We start from the raw sequence: 16,274 nt of genomic DNA on the forward strand, positions 1-16,274 counted from the left end.
ACGGTCCTCGTCAGGCTCCCAGCGGGCTCGCGGTCGCTGGCCCGACGCCGACCTCGTCGGCCCGGGCCGGCGCGTCGGTGGCCGCGTCCTCATCTTCGTCCTCGTCGAGCGCGAAGAAGCGCAGGACCACGGCCTTCTCCCACCCGGCCTCGGGCTCGACGGCGATCGAGCCGTCGTAGCGCGAGAGCAGATCGGCGGTGATGCCCATGCCGCGCTCGACGTAGCGCCCGCGCAGCATCTCGCTGGTCAGCCGCTCGGGCGAGTGGTCCTTGATCCGGATCGCGAGGGTCGAGAGCCCGGTGATGTCGTCGATCTCGGTTGCGAGCTCGACCCCGAGGCCGATCGGCGGCTGGGCGTACATGGCCGAGGACATCAGCGAGTTGCGCAGCACGTTGGCGAGGATGTCGTGGAGGTCGGTGCGAAAGATGCGGACCTGCTCGCCCTGCCCCTCGATCGACAGCGGCGCGATCTGGACGGTCGCGAACTTGTCCTCGGTTGCGACCTGCTCGTAGACCGAGGCGATGAACTCGGGGTCGACCCGCGCGATGCACAGGCGCTGGATCACCTCGCTGAGGCGGTCGAAGGCCCGGCGCCCGAGCACGTCGCCGGCCCGGAGCAGGACCTTGGCCAGCTCGAGCTTCTTGCTGGCCCGCAAGCCGCCGGGGTGCCGGAGCCACTTGGCCTTGGCCGCGACGTCATCGAAGGCCCGGAGCATGGCCTTGAAGGTTGGATCTTTGCGCCTGAGGTTGAGGGTGACGCCGTGGGCGCGAGCGACCTGCTCGAGCTCGGCGACGTAGCCGAGAAAGCGACCGTGGATCCCGCGCCGCTCGCCGCGGTGCGGGTCGTGTTCGGGCTCGACGTCGTCACCGAACAGACGCCGCGCGAGCAGGGTCGCGCGGGCCTCGGCGTCGGGCTCGTCGAGCTCGAGCGCGCGGCCGACGTCCGACAAGAACGCGGTGTTGTGCTTGAGGATCTCGTGCCGGATCAGGCTCAGGATCCGGGCGACCTCGGGGAAGCAGGTCGGCGAGCGCTCCAGCAGCTGGGGCAGTGACGCGCCCCGGACCCGCCGCCAGATCAGGGCCAGCGGGATCGACAGCAAGATCAGCGAGCCCACGCCCATCGCCAGGTAGATCTTGAGGAAGACCGCGTCCATGTGACCGCGGAGCTCCTGGGCCGCGTCCCAGTAGACGTCGTAGGGCCCGGCCTCGCGCAGGTAGATGTCGAGCTGCTCGCTCGCGGCCCACAGCTCGAGGTTGTCCCACAGCAGCTTGGCGACGCGATAGCGAGCGATGACCGAGCCGAGCTCGGCCGCGGTCCGCAGGTGCGAGCGGCCCTCTTTCGAGTCGGCGAGCATCAGGCCGAGGCGCTCGTGAACCTCCATCTGGTTGGGATCGACCGCGAGGCTCTCGTCCCAGTAGACCCGCGCCTGGCCCTGGCGACCGTCCTGGACGTAGACGACCTGGGCGAGCATGTTGAGCAGCGCCGTCTCGCGCGGAAATTTTTCGCGCGCGCGCAGGAGCAAGGTCTCGGCCCGGTCCCACTCACCGTGCTCGGCGCCGAGCACATAGGCCTCGCTGATCAGGCGGTGGAGCTCGGGGTCGAGGCGGCCGACGTCGGAGGGCAGCGGCGGCGGGACGAAGGGCACGTCCTCCTCGACCTCGCGCTGGAGCGCGGCGATCGCCTCGCGCGCGGCCTCGCGCTTGGGCTCGTCGGCGTCGGCGAACTCGAGGTAGTCGCGGAAGTGCTCGATCGCCTGCTCCTTGTCGGACCGGGCGTAGAGCTCGCCGAGGTGAAAGCGCAGCACGTGCAGATCCGGGCGCAGGCGCAGCGCCATGTCGAGGTGGGTGCGCGCCTGCTCGTCCTCGGCGCCGGAGAATTCCTTCTTGTAGAGCAGGCCCAACGCCATGTGGGTGGCGTAGTCGTAGCGCTCCATCGCGATCGCCCGCTTGAACGACTCGATCGCGGCGGGGAAGTCTTCGCTGCGCGCGTAGACCTCGCCGAGGTAGTAGTGAGCGCGGGGGTACCAGGGCGAGTCGCCGACGGCGATCTCGAGCTCGCTGCGCGCGGTGGCCAGATCGCGGCGACGCAGGGCTCGTAAGCCTCGGTCGTAGGCGGCCTCGGCCGCGGGCGTCGGCCGGCCGCCTTGCAGCTCCTGGATCTCGGCGACCGCGAGCTGGATCTGGAGCTCATCGATCCACTTTTTGGCGTCGCGTGCGGCCTCGAGCTCGTCGGGGTGCAAGACCAGGATCCGCTCGTAGACGGCGACCGCCTCCTGCGGCTGCTCGAGCCGGCGATGGAGCGCGCCCTCGAGCTCGAGCGCCGCGAGCTTGGGTACGGCCTCGCGCGCCCGGCACTCCTGGCGGTAGGCGTCGAGGTGGGCGACGGCGGCGGCGAGGTGGCGATGCTGCTGCTGCTCGACGCGCGCGACCTCGGCCTCGGCCGCGTGCAGCTGCGCCGCGGTCACGCGGATGTCGTCGGGGCGACCGAGCGCGCCGACGTCGAGCCCGGCGAGCTCCTCGGCGATGTCGAGGCGCTCCTTGGCGTAGACGTTCTCGCACTCGCCCATCCACGCGACCGCGTTCTCGCGCTCGGACAGCCACAGGCCCCGGGGATCGTAGACCTCGAGCAGGGTGAGATCCTCGATCGCCAGGCGCGGGCAGCGGCCCGGGGGGTTGGCCCGCTTGTGGACGTGGGCGCGGCCACGCAGGGCCTCGGGATCGCCGTCGTGGATGTCGAGCGCGGCCGAGTACTCGTCGATCGCCTCGGACCAGCGGCGCTGCTGCATCGCCCGCTTCGCGCGACCGAGGTGATCGGCGAACTCGACCTCGCGCTGCTGCTCGAGCGTGAGCGGGTCGACCTCGACCTCGGGATCGCCGCTCTCGCTGTCGTCGACGCCGGGGAGCTCGCCACCGGTCGTCTCGGGCGGCGGCAGGGTGTCGCGGGGCGGCGCGGCGTCGACCGCGGTGACGGCCATGACCGTCAGGACCCACAACGCGAGCGCAGAGCCGACGCCCCTCCCCCACCTGCGCGCGCGCTCGTCGACGTGGTTCACGGCCGACCTCAGTTCGCGGCGCGCGAGCGCTTGAGCTCGCGCAGCTTGATGCCGAGCTGGTTCATGCGCAGCTGGACCTTGCGCCCGGCCTCGGGCTCGCCGAGCAGGAATTCGGCGACCCGGGACAGATCGCCGGAGAAGTGGTGATAGAGGCGCGCGAGGTACTGGCGCTCGACCTCGCAGCTGATCGCGTTGAGCGACTCGGCCGGGGCGACCCGCAGGCGCAGGGCGAGGGCGTCGCCGTCGACGCTGAGGTCATCGCTGGCCTCGGACCCGGTGTCCCCGAGCTCGGCCTCGGCCTCGGCGAAGGGTCGGAGCAGGTCGCGGATCGTCCGGGGCTGGATCACGATCACGTCGGGCCGCGCGTCGTGGTCGCCGGCCTCGGGCTCGATCTGATCGACGCGATCGACGAGCTCGACGAGCGTGAAGGTGACGAGGTTCGAGAGCACCATCTCGAACTGGCGGAAGTTCCCGGGCCAGTTGAAGTCTTCGAGCAGGTTGTAGCTGTTTTGATGCAGCAGCAGGTGGATGCGCCGGGGGTCGGGCTTGCTCGGGATCTTGCGGCCAAAGGTCACGCGCATGCGCTCGTCCTCGGCCGGGACCCACAGCTCGCGCTGCTCGGCGTACTGCACGAGCAGATCGCGGTTGTAGCCGCTTTGGCACACGCGCTCGAGGAAGAACTCGAGCAGGTGCTGAAAATCGTCGCGACGCTGGCGCAGGCTCGGCAAGGTCACGGCCGTCGCCGGGTTGAGGCGCATGAACAGATCCTCGCGGAACCGACCGCTGCGGACCATCTGGGCCAGGTTCTCGTTGGTCGCGACGACCAGCTTGACGTCGGCGGTGCGCTCCTCGACCGAGCCGACCGGGCGGTAGCCGCCCTCTTGCAGGACCAGCAGCAGCGACTTTTGCAGCTCGAGCGAGAGGTTGCCGATCTCGTCGAGGAAGAGCGTGCCGCCGTGGGCCCGGGCCAGCACGCCCTCGCGCGAGCTGCTCGCGCCCGTGTACGCGCCCTTGACCACGCCAAACAGGTGCGCGGCCATCAGCTCCGCGGGGATCGTCGAGAGGTCGACGGCCATGAACGCGCCGGTCCGCTGGGAGTGAGGGTGGATGTACTCGCGGGCGAGCAGGCTCTTGCCGGTCCCGGTCTCGCCCTGGATGATGATCGGCAGCTGACCGCGGGCGAGGATCGCCAGGCGTCGGCGAAGGTCGGCCATCGCCACGGCCGTGCCCCAGTAGAAGGGCCCGTCGTCCTCGGCGCTGCGCTCGGCGCGAACGAGGATGCCCTCGACCTGGACCTTGAGCGCGCGCGCGTCGAGGTACTCGTCGTCGAGGAGGTAGGTGTAGTCCTCGGCGTGGAGCCGCTCGGCGTCGGCCTCGAGCGGCAGATCGTCGAGCGCGGTCATCACGATGACCGGCAGATCGGGGTAGCGGCGGCGGAGGCGATCGAGGATGTGGAGGCCCTGCGAGCGACGCAGGCGCTCAAAGGTCCGGCGCGGATCCCCCTTGGCCAGCAAGCCCGACTTGTCCTCGGGCAAGAGGTCGTCGTCGGGGATGTCGAAGTGCACGTCGAGCAGCACGAGATCGATGCTCCGGTGCAGACGCGCCAGGATCTGCATCGCTTCCCGGTGGTTGCGCGCGGGCCCGAGGAACTCGTGCTCGGGCATGAAGCGCCGGCACAGGTCCAGGTACTTGTCCTCGTCGTCGATGATCAGGATCGACGACATCAGCGCTCCCGCAACAGGCGACGATGGAGGTTTCGCAGCTGCGAGCGGATGCTCTGCTGGGCCGAGCGGATCTTGGTCCGCTCGCGCGCGATGGTCTCACGATCGCCCTGGGTCAGCGCCGAACCCACGCCCTCGAGCAGCTCGACGGCGCAGGCGACGGCCTCGAGCTCGGGCTCGAGCGGGCGCGGGAGCTGATCGTGGTGCGCGCGCCAGACCTCCCAGGCGGCCTCGCGCCGCTCGCCGTGCTTGCGGGTCTCGAGCAGGTCGGCACGCAAGGCGGCGAGCAGCTCGTCGGCGACGGGGCCGTCCCACAGCGCGTCATCGAGGTTCGCCGAGGTCCACGCCACGTACTTGCCGAGGTCGTGCTTGAGCGCGGCGACCTGCTCGAGCAAGTCGGCATCCGATGTCGGTCCCGGCACAGTCCCGACAGCATCCCGCAAGCGCCACGAGCGGGCAAGTCGCCGAGCGCTAGCAGCCCGGGGTGCTAGCCCTCGGCGACGACGCCGTCGGGGAGCGAGTAGCGGGTCGCGCGGGCCCGGCCAGTGCTCGAGACCTTGCCGACCCGACGCATCCACGACAGGTAGCCGCGCAGCTCGGTGGTGTCGACCTCGATGCGCTTGGCGAGCTGGCCGATCGTCAGCGCGGGCGTGTCCGACAGCACCTCCAGGATGCGGCGGTACATGAATTCTTCGCGGCTCTGGCTATCGGCAGAGGTCGCGGGCTTGGGCGCGATCCGACGGACCCCGGCGCCGACTCCACCAGCCCCATTGGCGCCGACCTTGGCCCCAGCTCCGGCAGCGATCAGCGCCTCCTCGAGGTCGGTCAAGGTCAGCTCGCGCATCGCGTCGCCAGCCTCGCTTGCGAGCAGCTCGCGCACGGTCGTGGTCAACGGTGCCTTGGCCAGCGTCTGCTTGGCCGCCTTGCGCAGCCCCGAGCGATTGTTCGCCAAGGCGTTCTCGAGTAGTCGAGCGATCTCCAACATGTGTGGTCAAATCTCCGTGCACATCCGTGGCGACGGCGGGCGGACTATGCCACCAGATCGGGGGGCTGCCAAGCGCGACATCCTGTTTATGTACGCGCAGGACCACGTGGCGCAGTCCGTGCGCGAGCAGATCCCGATCGCGGAAGTGATCGCGGACCCGATCCTCGAAGTGATCAGTTGCAGGTCAGATAGCCGAGGTCGAGCTCGCGGCTCTCGCAGGGGTAGCAACAGTCGTCACAGGGCTCGCTGTTGTCGAGCCCGACGCCGTAGACCAACCCACCATCGGTCTCGGCGCCGAAACAAACCCACTCGTCGATGTCACAGATAATGGTCTCGAGCCCATCGTAGCCGAGGCCGGGGGTCACGTAGACCGCCGTGCCCGACGGCCACGTCCAGTCACGATTATCCGAGAACAGCTTCCAGCCGACGTCGTCGCCGTCGTCGCAGTCGTCGGTCACACGAACGCTCATGACCGGCGCGCAACCAGACCCAGCGGGGTCGTCGCCATCGTAGCCCTCTTCGCAGTAGCACGCGCCGCGGTAGTCGTAGGCATTGGGTCCGCACTGGGTATCCTCGACATAGAACACGCAGCCGAGACCGACGGCGCTCGTGAAGCCCGCGAGGAGTCCAAGGACACAGGAACGACGGGCGAGGCGGAACATCGAGACAGGCATGGGACCTCCGGGGTGGTGGCGTCGCCGCGCAGCGCGAACACGCGGGCGGGACGCGAGCTACGATAGCGGTTCTGGCGGCGTTTGACTCCCGGGGCAACCCGCGCCTTCAACAGGGTGCATTCCCCCGTGCAAACCCCGGGCGCCATCCGCTCGCCGGGGCCGCCGATCTCACCCGCCAGCTCGCGGGCAAGGTGGCGGCCAGATCGGCGATCGGAGCTTTGCGACGGTCCTGCTAACATCAATGGGCGCGTGTTCCCGCCCGATCAGACCGCCGAGCTCAGCACCCCGGCCGGCCGCAAGCCGCCCCGCGCAGACGTCGCCGCCGCCGCAGAGTCGATCGCCGACGGCCGCAGCCAGCATCGCGCGCCAACCAAGGTCGGCGTGTGGGAAGAGGGCGCGGTCATCAACGATCGCTACACGCTCGAGCGCCGACTCGGCAGCGGCTCGATGGGCGAGGTGTTCCTCGCCAGCGATCGCCTGCTCAAGAAGCATGTCGCGCTCAAGGTCCTGCGCGGTGACATGGCCAAGAGCCGCGCGACCGTGCGCCGCTTCTTGCGAGAGGTCGCGCTGGCCCACTCGGTCACCCACCCCAACGTCGTGCGCATCTACGACACCGGAGAGACCGACGGGCTGCCCTACTTCTCGATGGAATTCCTCCAGGGCCAGACCCTCGAAGAGCTGATCGACGCCAGCCGCCAGCCCGGCGAGCGCGAGACCGAGCTCGAGGATCTCGGCGATCCGCCGATGACCCTGCGCGAGATCCGAGAGATCAGCTACGAGATCCTCTCGGGCCTCGCGGCGGCCCACGACGCGGGCATCGTCCATCGCGACCTCAAGCCCGCCAACGTGATGCTGACCCACCGCGGGGCGATCGTCATGGACTTCGGCGTCGCGGGCTTCGACGCGCCGACCCCGGGGATCCGGCCCAACCCCGCCGAGGCCCGATCCCTGGTCCGGACCGAGGCGGGCACGATCTTCGGCAGCCCGGCGTACATGGCCCCGGAGCTGTGGGAGGGCGCCCCGGCCACGGTCCAGAGCGATCTCTACTCCTTCGGCGTGATGCTCTACCAGATGCTCAGCGGGCGCCTGCCGATCGAGGCGCCCAACGCCAAGGCCTTCCTGGTCAAGCTCAAGGAAGAGAAGCCCACGCCGGTCCGACAGCTGCGCAAGGACACGCCGTGGAACCTCGCGCTGCTGGTCTCGCGCTGCATGTCGGCGGATCCCGAGCAGCGCCCGATCTCGGCCGACGCCGCGGCCAACCTCGTCTCGCCCCTGGCCAAGCGCTGGCGCTGGCTGAGCGCCGCGGTCTTGGTCCTGGTCGCGCTCGGCGTCGCGAGCTTCGCCCTGCGCGGGGCCGAAGAGCGCCGCTATCGTGACATGGGCCTGCCCGACTCGATCGCCGCCGCCGACGTCGACGCCTTCGTGCGCAGCTTCGACGTCGGCGACTACGCGTCCGCGGTCCGGCAGCTCGAGCGGCTCGAGCTCCGCGCGCCCACCTCGGCGGCCGTAGTGTTCTGGCGCGCGACCCTCGAGCACACGATCGGCGACGAGGCCGAGCGCTGGGTCCACTGCCGGGCCGCCGGCTACGCCTCGGACAGCGAGGGCGACCAGTGGCAAGGCAGCGAGAGCTGGCGCGACCTCGCGATGGGGGCGTGCTCGGCGAGCTACAGCCTCTCGCCCGAGCTGTGGACGCTGCTGGATCCGAGCCAGACCAGCGAGCTGCCCGAGGCCTGGCTCCCGCTGGCGGTCAGCGAGTCCCTGGTCCACCGGATCGAGGCCGCCCGCGATCCGGGCCCGACCCTGCTTCGTCAGGCCGAGGACGTGCTCCGTCGCCTCGACGAGCCGCGCGAGTTCCACGAGGGCCCGGCGCTGGCGATCCGCTGGCAGCTCGCGCGCTTCGAGCTGCGGGTCGCGCTCGGGCGCTTCGACGAGGCCCGCAACCTCCTCGACGACCTCCTGACCGAGCGCGGCGACGCCCCGATCGTGCTCGCGCGGGCGTCACAGTTCTACGCCCTGACCGGCGAGCTCGACCGCGCCGCCGAGTGGGCCGCGAAGGTCGCCGACTACGACCCGCGCCCGCGGGTGCGCTTGCTGCTCGACGCCGGGCGCCTCCGCGACGCCGCCGCGATCATCGATCGCTACGCGACCAGCGCCGGCGGCAGCCCGCTGCGCCAGCAGCTGCTCGACACCTGGTGCGGGTACGCCTACCGCTTCGAATTCGAGACCGCGCCCGAGCGCTGCGGCGCGGTCGGGCCCGGGCTGACCCACAACATGTGGCTCGCGGCGCACCACGACGGCGCCGATCAGCGGGCCATGAGCACGCTCGAGCGCGCGATCATCAGTCAGCAAGCGGCGATCAACCGCGGCGAGTGTCTCGCCCGGGGCGTCAACGCGAGCGTCGTGACCCACACCTTGCCGCCCTTCGAGACCTACCTGCGCCAGCTCGACGTCTACGCCGCGCTGTGCTTCAGCGGCGGCGACGCGGGCCCCGACCCCGAGCTCGCCCGGCGCCTCGCCGAGGACCTCGTGGCCGTCGCGCCAGGCGATCCGTGGGCGATCCTCGTCGACGCGCAGGTCGACGACGAGCAGCTCGCGGCCGCGCCCGCGGCCGACAAGCGTCGCCAGGTCGTCGAGCGCTGGCGCGACGCCGACGACAACCTGCCCCTCGTCCATGCCCTGCGGCGCCTCGTCGGTGACGAGCCCGAGCCCGAGCCCGAGCCCGAGCCCGGAACCAGCGAGCCGACGCTGATGACCCCCGCGCCGTCCGAGGACAGCGCCCCGCTCGTGTTCGACGACGGCGGGTTCGAGCCCGACGACGTCGAGCCAGGCGACGACGGGCCGCGCTGAGCTCCGCCGCCGGGCGTGGTAGCGTGCCCAACCGTGAGCTCCCTGAGCCGTCGTGACCAAGCGGTGCTGTGGCACCCTGCGACCCACTTCGGTGATCTCGAGCGCACGCCGCCGCTGCCGATCCGCTCGGCCCGGGGCGTGTGGCTGACCGACGAGTCCGGCCGCAAGATCCTCGACGGCATCGGCTCGTGGTGGACCTCGATCCACGGCCACGGCCACCCCCAGATCGTCGCGGCGATCCAGCGCCAGGTCGCGCAGCTCGACCACGTGATGTTCGCGGGCTTCACCCACGCCCCGGCCGTCGAGCTGGCCGAGCGGCTGCTCGCGCTCGCGCCCGCCGACGCCCACGTCCGCTACGGCAAGGTGTTCTACAGCGACTGCGGCTCGGCGTCGGTCGAGGTCGCGCTCAAGCTCAGCTACCAAAGCCGCGTGCTCCGGGGTGAGGCTGGGCGTCGGCGCTTCGCCGCGCTCGAGCGCAGCTATCACGGCGAGACCCTCGGCGCGCTCTCGGTCTGCGGCAGCGCCGACTGGCGCGAGCCCTTCTCGGCCCTGCTCCACGACGCGCTCTACCTCCCGGTCCCGAGCGTCCCCGATCACGCCCACGCCGATCTGGATCCGAGCGGCGCGCGGGCCGAGCTCGGCGCCGACACCCCCGAAGCCGATCGCGCCGTGGCCCTGCTCGAGGCCCACGCCCACGAGCTCAGCGCGCTCGTCGTCGAGCCGCTGATCCAGTGCGCCAGCCGCATGAACATGTACGGCGTCGGGTTCTACCGCCGCCTCGTCGACACCTGTCGCCGCCTCGACATCCACGTGATCGCCGATGAGATCGCCGTCGGGTTCGGGCGCACGGGTGAGCTCTTCGCCAGCGCGTGGGCCGAGCGCGCGCCCGATCTGCTCTGCCTCAGCAAGGGCCTGTCGGGCGGGGTCCTGCCCCTCGCCGCGACCCTGATCCGGGCCGGCTTCGAGGACGACTTCAAGGGCGATCCGAGCCGCAGCTTCGCCCACAGCCACACCTTCACGGGCAACCCGATCACCTGCGCGGCCGGGCTCGCGAGCCTCGACGTGTTCGAGTCCGAGCGCACGCTCGCGGGCCTGCCCGAGCGGATCGAGCAGATGAGCGCGCTGCGGCGGCGGGTCGCCGAGCGCCAGCCGCAGGTGATCGAGAGCCGCCAGGCCGGCCTCGTCGCGGCGCTGACCGTCGACCGCGCGCGCGGCCCCGCCGACGGTCGCCTCGGCCTCGCGCTGCGCGAGGCCGCCCTCGCTCGCGGCGTGCTCCTGCGCCCGCTCCACGACACGATCTACTGGATGCCCGCGCTCAACATCGACGCCGACGCCCTCGAGCTGCTCGCCGAGGTCAGCGCAGAGATCATCGAAGAGGTCCTGGGGTGAGGAGCCGGCAGCTGCTGGCCTGCGCGCTGCTGATCGCCGGCTGCGACGACGCCCGCGCGCCCCTCGACCTCGACGCGATCGCCGAGCCGAGCGACGAGTGTGTCCGCGTGATCCACGAGACCCTCGAGCTCGGCGGGCCCCTCCACCGCTTCGTCAGCGACGGCCCGGGCTCGGCCGGGGGCTGGGGCATGATCACCTTCATCAACGAGTTCGATCTCCCCGCGCTCGCGCTCGTCCGCGTCCCGGCCAGCGCGAGCGAGGCTCCGACGGCGCGGATCGAGCTCGGGATGTCGTCGCCCGATCCCGAGCTCGTCCAGCTGCGGGCCGGCTCTGAACCCGGCGAGGTCTGGGCCCTGAGCCGCTCGGGTCAGGTCGTGGTCCTGCGCCGGATCGTGCCCGAGCTCGGGTTGATCGCGACCAACGGCATGCTCGGCAATTTCCCGATTCATGACGACGACGGCGGCGCGTGCCCGAGCGAGCACAGCCGCACGCTGCTGGTGATCGAAGGTCAGCCCTACCTCCTCGCGCTGCCCAACTGCAGCGACACCCCAGCCCTCGACCTCCACCTGCTCGCGCTCGAGCGCGAGACCCTCGACTTCCTGACCAGCTGGCAGCTGAGCTTCGACCCCTGCGCGCCCTACGACGATCCGGCCGCGTGCGCGGAGATCTTCGCCTACTCCCTGTCCGCGATCGGCCCCGGCACGTCCACGCTGCTGCCTGACGCCGCCCGGATCCCCGTCGGCTTCACCCAGGTTCGCGCGTTCACGGGCGGGCTCGGGCTGTCGGGCACGGTCATGAGCTCGGACGTCTCGCTGCTCGACATGCGCATGACCAGCAACGGACCCAGCGCGCGGCTCGTGACCTTTCGCGAGGTCTGGATTCACAGCCTCCCGCTCGCGCTCGGCCCAGTCTCGCTCGGGCAGGACCCCTACTCGACCCAGCTCCACATCCGCAATGAGCTGCTCGAAGACGACGCCGCGCTGATGCGCTTCGACACGATCGGCGAGTTCTACGTCCAGCTCCGGGATCCCGAGCTCCTCCCCCTCGGGGGTCGCGGCCAGCTGGTCCAGCTGCCCGATCAGGCCGCGATGATCGATGTTGAGGGCGGTGGCCTGCACGCAGCGCCCCTCGCAGACATTGGCGCGTGGCCATTTTGGACCGAGCGCACCGTCCTCGAGCTCGACGACCTCGTCGACTTCGAGATCAGCGGTGTCGGCCAATTGCTACTGCGGCGCGACCAGGTCGCGCCGCAGCTCGTCTATCTCTCGTGTCTGGACTGAGCGCTCGCCGCTCAGACGCCCGCAGAGTCGGGCTTGAACAGCACCTCGCTCGGGACGATGACCTTCTCGCCGCCGTTGATCGCCCAGGCGAAGTGCATGGCCAGGAGCGGGCCCGTGGCCTGGAAGTAGCGGACCTCCAGGGCGTACTCGCCGGGCGCGAGGTAGACGAGCTCGCAGGCCTCGACGGGGCTGTCGTGGACGCCGTCGTTGTCGACGACGAGCGTGTCTTCGAGCAGCAGCTGCGAGCCGTCGTCGCTGTGCAGGCACAGCTCGTACTCGGCCTCCTCGAGGATGTTGAGCGACCCGGAGAAGCGCAGCGCGTAGTTCTCGCTGAGGTCTGTGGCGCCGGGGAAGCCGTTGCTGACGTCGTCCTCGTCGATGTCGAGGTTGGCGACCTCGAACGACTCGACGGGGGCGTCGAGGCTGGTGAAATCTGGCAGGGCGTCGACGGCGGTGAGGGAGTAGGCCTCGGCGAACAGACCGTTGGGCCCGCTCTCTTCCTCGCCCTCGGGGATGTCGACGACCGCGCGAGGCGGCTTCTTTGACGTGACCAGGCGGGCCTTGGTGAGGCGCCCGGCGCTGCGGGTCACCGTGGAGCCGCGGGCCCGGCTCTGGGTGGCGGCTCCGTCGGCTCCGTCGGCCGTGCTCTCGCCGTCGGCGGCCGCGTCGGGGTTTTCGGTCTCGTCGCTCTGGTTCTTGGCGCAGCCAGCGAGCGCCAGCAAGGAGATCATGGGCAGGGTCAAGAACAAGGCCGAGGTCAATTCGGGGGGCTTCATAGGGCTGTCTTCCGGGTGTCGGGTGGCTCAGACGGGGGTGGGTGGAGGTGGATTCAGAGGGGCGTCTCAGGACGCCCCTTGGCCCGAGCGTCGCTTGCGAGCGCGCAGACGGACTTTTCCGCCCACGGTCGCTACCTCGAACCGAATCCCATCGCCATGTTTTTCTTTGAGTTTGGGCACCTCGCGCGCCAGCTTGTCGATGAGCCGACCATAGGTGAGGCCGTTGACCGACTCGCCAGCGGCCCGCTTGGCGGCGACAAATTGCTTGAACAGGTCTCGCGCCTCCTTCGCGTCGACGCCCGTCGACGGGGGCCTCCGGGCCGAGACCGCTCGCGCGGCGGCGCTCGCGTCGTCGAGCTTGGGCCGGATGCCGCTCTGCCCGGCTTCGCGATCGACCATCACTCGAACCCCGCTCTGGGCCGCTGGCACCCCGTCCTCCTCGGCCCGCTTCTTTTGGAGATCGTACTCGCGGCGCTTGGCCTCGGCGAGCACCCGCTTGAACGTGCCCTTTTCGATCTGCCGGAGGATCCGGGTCCAGTAGTGCTCGTAGGTGACCAGGCGCGCCTTGAGGTTCTGTGAGCGGAAGCGGATGACCGTGGACCCGCCGCGCAAGCGCTGGATGTTGCGCAGGTGGAGCTTCACGCGGTCGTGCTCGCGCCGCGGCGGGACCCGATCGACGCCGTTGAAGTAACGCTCATAGGCGACCTTGAGCAGCTCGATCTCCTCTTCGAGGTCATCGAGCTCCGCCGCTGTCAGCCGCGCCGGGCCTGGCTGTTTTGAACGCGCCAAGGGTCGGATGCTAGCGCGTGCGGACCCGTCCTCGCTACTGCTCAGGTCATGCGGATCCCTCGCTCCTGGTGCCAGAGCGCACCTCCTGGACACACCTTGGCCCGCGGCCGACCCTTCGACTATGAAGGTCTGACCAATCCCTGCGCCGGTCACCTGCGCAGTCTCCGCGGTTCCGATGACCAAGATCCTCGCCTTCATTCTCCTGATCGGCCCGCTGATCTTCATCCACGAGCTTGGCCACCTGCTCGCCGCCAAGCTCGTCGACGTGAAAGTCGGCCGGTTCTCGATCGGCTTTGGTCCGCCGCTGCTGCGCCGGACGATCGGCGAGACCGAGTACTGCCTGGCCCCGATCCCTCTAGGGGGCTACGTGACCTTGCTCGGGCAAAACCCGCACGAGGACGTCCCGGACCAGGATCGTGACCGAGCGCTGTCCAACAAGCCGCTGTGGGCGCGCTACTTCGTCCTCGCCGCCGGGCCCTTCGCCAACCTCGTCGTTCCGGTCCTGCTGTATTTTTTCTTCTTTTTGACCCACGCCCTCCAGCCGCCGCCGGTCATCGGCACCGTGCTCGACGGCTCGGCTGCGGCCCTCGCCGGCCTCGAGCCCGGAGATCGCATCGTCGAGATCGACGGTGACGACGTCCGCTCATGGAAGGAGATGCAGACCAAGGTCGCGGCCTCGCCCGACGTCGAGCTGCGCATCGAGATCGAGAAGCAGGGCAAGCGAGTCGAGCGCTTCGTGACCCCGCGCCGGACCTTCGTCGAGAACCCGCTCGGCGTGCCCGAGCCCCGCGGGCTGCTCGGGGTCTACGCCCATTTTTATGCCCCGCAGATCGGCATCATCGACCCGAGCTCGCCGGCCTACGAGGGCGGGCTCCGGACCGGGGACGTGATCACCTCGATCGACGGCGAGCCCGTGCGGACCGTCGAGGAGCTCCAGACCCTGATCGCCAAGCCGCCAGACTCGCTGGTCCGGCTGACCTACCTGCGGCCCAACCCGACCGCGTTCCAGCTCGGGACCCTGCTGTGGTTCGAGAGCAACCACGCCCAGCTGTTGCCGCGTCAAGACACCCGCGCGCGGCCGAGCGCGGGCCCGGGCGAGAGCTCGCCGACGGGGCTGTTGCCGGCCAACACCTTCGTGCGCGCGGTCGACCACGACTCCCCCGCGGCGCGCGCCGGGTTGCTGCCCGGCGACCGCGTGCTCGAGGTCGACGGCCAGGCCGTGACCCGGTGGGAGTCGGTCGCCAACATCCTCGATCGTGCCCAAGACAAGCCCGTCACGCTCCGGGTCCAGTCGCTCGGGGGCGAGCCGCGCGAGCTCACCGTCAAGCAAGACATCCGCACGCGCAAGGACATCTACAAGACGAAGTTCACCTTCTTGTACCTCGGCGCCGAGCCCTACGGCATCAGCCGCGCGCCCGACCTCGAGCCGATCCGCGGACGCTTCACCTACGCGACGCGGGCGTCGTGGGGCGAGACCGTCTACATGCTCGAGATGATGTGGACGGCGCTGCGCCAGATGATCACGCTGCAGCGCGGCGTCGAGGACCTCAGCTCGGTCGTCGGCATCTTCGCGTTCGCCGGGACCGCGGCCGAGCAGGGCCCGACCGAGTTCCTCATGCTGATGGCGCTGATCAGCTTGAACCTCGCGTTCGTGAACCTGCTGCCGATCCCGATCCTCGACGGCGGCCACCTGCTGTTCTTCACGATCGAGGCGATCCGGCGCAAGCCCCTCGGTCAGCGCGCGCGCGAGATCGCCAGCGCGATCGGCCTGGTCGTCGTCTTGCTCCTGATGCTGATCGCGCTGCGCAACGACGTCATGCGCTTTTGGATGGACTAATCATGGACGCGCGCGAACCACCACAGTGGATGCTCTGCCTCGACACCTCGGCCCCGCGGACCTGCGTGGCCCTCGGCCGGGTCGGGGGCGCCAGTGACGAGCTGATCGTCGAAGACGCGCGTGAAGACCGGGCCAACCAGACCTCGGCCGGGCTCGGCCTCCGGCTTCGTCGTGCGCTCGACGAGGTTGGGATCGACGCCGCGCAGCTTCGCTTGATCGCGTGCGGGCGCGGGCCCGGCACCTTCACGGGATCGCGCGTCGCGGTCGCGACGGCCAAGGGCCTCGCTATCGGCCTCGGCGTGCCGATCGTCCCGGTCTCGACCCTGGCCGCGCTCGCGGCCTCGGCCGACCACGAGGGCCGCGTGCTCGCGCTGCTCGACGCCCGGCGCGAGCAGGTCTACGGGGCCGTGTTCGAGGTCGGCGAGACGATCGAGGCCCAGACCGACGAGCGCGTGACCGAGCTCGCCGAGCTCGTCGAGGCCTGGGCGCCGACCGACGATCTTCGCGCGCTCGGGCCCGGCTGTGGACCCTACGCCGAGCAGCTCCCGAGCGCGCTGCGCGAGCGCAGCACCGTGACCCCGGGGCCGACGGCGCGCGGCCTGTGGCGCGCGGCCGTGAGCGCCCTGCGGGCCGGCGAGGCCGTCGACGCGGGCGCCCTCGCCGTCGTCTACCTGCGCCAGAGCTACGCGCAGATGGGCATCAACAAGCCCAAGCGACCCGTGTTCAAGAGCCCCTTCGTCTGAGTCTCTACTGCCACGGATCGAGCAGGTCGTCGTGGTCGATGCCCTCGTTGGCCTTGCTCTCAGGCTCGAGCGACGGCTTCTCGGGTTCAGGCTCGGGCTCCGGTTGGGGCTCAGGCTCGGGCTCGGGTTGGGGCTCGGGCTTGTGCCCGGCGAGGCCGCGGCGAAGCCCGAGCCCGGGCAC

At 70.4% G+C, this 16,274-nt stretch carries 12 protein-coding genes; 5 read left to right on the top strand and 7 right to left on the bottom strand.

Annotation, left to right across the window (positions count from 1 at the left end):
- Positions 1-10: 10 nt before the first annotated feature.
- The 5 genes from ENSA5_RS06770 to ENSA5_RS06790 form a co-directional block, all read right to left on the bottom strand.
- Positions 11-3,052 (bottom strand): tetratricopeptide repeat protein, encoded by a 3,042-nt coding sequence (locus tag ENSA5_RS06770; RefSeq protein WP_106390809.1) that lies wholly within the window; start codon positions 3,050-3,052, stop codon positions 11-13.
- Between the two features lie 8 nt (positions 3,053-3,060).
- The gene (locus ENSA5_RS06775) at positions 3,061-4,776 is read right to left on the bottom strand and encodes a sigma-54-dependent transcriptional regulator (protein ID WP_106390810.1); all 1,716 of its coding nucleotides are present in this window, start codon (positions 4,774-4,776) and stop codon (positions 3,061-3,063) included.
- A complete protein-coding gene (locus tag ENSA5_RS06780; protein WP_106390811.1) occupies positions 4,776-5,168 on the bottom strand; it encodes a hypothetical protein in 393 nt (130 codons plus the stop codon). Before ENSA5_RS06780 ends, ENSA5_RS06775 begins: the two co-directional genes overlap by 1 nt.
- 92 nt (positions 5,169-5,260) lie before the next feature.
- Positions 5,261-5,758: a hypothetical protein gene (locus ENSA5_RS06785; protein ID WP_106390812.1), complete on the bottom strand. Its 498-nt coding sequence runs from the start codon at positions 5,756-5,758 to the stop codon at positions 5,261-5,263.
- A gap of 173 nt (positions 5,759-5,931) precedes the next feature.
- The gene (locus ENSA5_RS06790) at positions 5,932-6,420 is read right to left on the bottom strand and encodes a hypothetical protein (protein ID WP_146155403.1); all 489 of its coding nucleotides are present in this window, start codon (positions 6,418-6,420) and stop codon (positions 5,932-5,934) included.
- Between the two features lie 261 nt (positions 6,421-6,681).
- On the opposite strand from ENSA5_RS06790, the gene ENSA5_RS06795 reads away from it, so the two are divergent.
- The 3 genes from ENSA5_RS06795 to ENSA5_RS06805 are packed head-to-tail and all read left to right on the top strand — an operon-like array spanning position 6,682 to position 11,948.
- Entirely contained in the window at positions 6,682-9,279 is a 2,598-nt protein-coding gene (locus ENSA5_RS06795) for a serine/threonine-protein kinase (RefSeq protein WP_106390814.1), read from the top strand.
- 33 nt (positions 9,280-9,312) lie between these two features.
- Positions 9,313-10,668: an adenosylmethionine--8-amino-7-oxononanoate transaminase gene (gene bioA / locus ENSA5_RS06800; RefSeq protein WP_181197453.1), complete on the top strand. Its 1,356-nt coding sequence runs from the start codon at positions 9,313-9,315 to the stop codon at positions 10,666-10,668.
- Positions 10,665-11,948 carry a hypothetical protein gene (locus ENSA5_RS06805; protein WP_106390816.1) on the top strand — a complete coding sequence of 428 codons (1,284 nt, stop codon included), beginning with the start codon at positions 10,665-10,667 and terminating at the stop codon, positions 11,946-11,948. The genes bioA and ENSA5_RS06805 overlap by 4 nt, the downstream gene beginning before the upstream one ends.
- An 11-nt stretch (positions 11,949-11,959) precedes the next feature.
- On the opposite strand, the gene ENSA5_RS06810 is transcribed toward ENSA5_RS06805, so the two are convergent.
- Positions 11,960-12,724 carry a PA14 domain-containing protein gene (locus ENSA5_RS06810; protein WP_106390817.1) on the bottom strand — a complete coding sequence of 255 codons (765 nt, stop codon included), beginning with the start codon at positions 12,722-12,724 and terminating at the stop codon, positions 11,960-11,962.
- Positions 12,725-12,790: 66 nt separating this feature from the next.
- Complete coding sequence (locus ENSA5_RS06815) at positions 12,791-13,513, bottom strand: MXAN_5187 C-terminal domain-containing protein (protein WP_106390818.1); 723 nt, start codon at positions 13,511-13,513, stop codon at positions 12,791-12,793.
- A gap of 175 nt (positions 13,514-13,688) precedes the next feature.
- Here ENSA5_RS06815 and rseP point away from each other — a divergent pair, with 175 nt between their 5' ends.
- Both rseP and tsaB read left to right on the top strand, forming a co-directional pair.
- Positions 13,689-15,350: an RIP metalloprotease RseP gene (rseP, locus tag ENSA5_RS06820; protein WP_106390819.1), complete on the top strand. Its 1,662-nt coding sequence runs from the start codon at positions 13,689-13,691 to the stop codon at positions 15,348-15,350.
- Between the two features lie 2 nt (positions 15,351-15,352).
- The gene (gene tsaB, locus ENSA5_RS06825) at positions 15,353-16,093 is read left to right on the top strand and encodes a tRNA (adenosine(37)-N6)-threonylcarbamoyltransferase complex dimerization subunit type 1 TsaB (protein WP_106390820.1); all 741 of its coding nucleotides are present in this window, start codon (positions 15,353-15,355) and stop codon (positions 16,091-16,093) included.
- The last annotated feature ends 181 nt before the right edge of the window (positions 16,094-16,274 follow it).

It is taken from the genome of Enhygromyxa salina, assembly GCF_002994615.1.
In the GTDB taxonomy this organism is placed as follows: Bacteria; Myxococcota_A; Polyangia; order Nannocystales; family Nannocystaceae; genus Plesiocystis; species Plesiocystis salina_A.

Coding starts and splice junctions, on each gene's coding strand:
- ENSA5_RS06775 (WP_106390810.1), bottom strand. CDS start 4,776: ATGTCGTCGATCCTGATCATCGACGACGAGGACAAGTACCTGGACCTG.
- ENSA5_RS06785 (WP_106390812.1), bottom strand. CDS start 5,758: ATGTTGGAGATCGCTCGACTACTCGAGAACGCCTTGGCGAACAATCGC.
- ENSA5_RS06790 (WP_146155403.1), bottom strand. CDS start 6,420: ATGTTCCGCCTCGCCCGTCGTTCCTGTGTCCTTGGACTCCTCGCGGGC.
- ENSA5_RS06810 (WP_106390817.1), bottom strand. CDS start 12,724: ATGAAGCCCCCCGAATTGACCTCGGCCTTGTTCTTGACCCTGCCCATG.
- rseP (WP_106390819.1), top strand. CDS start 13,689: ATGACCAAGATCCTCGCCTTCATTCTCCTGATCGGCCCGCTGATCTTC.
- tsaB (WP_106390820.1), top strand. CDS start 15,353: ATGGACGCGCGCGAACCACCACAGTGGATGCTCTGCCTCGACACCTCG.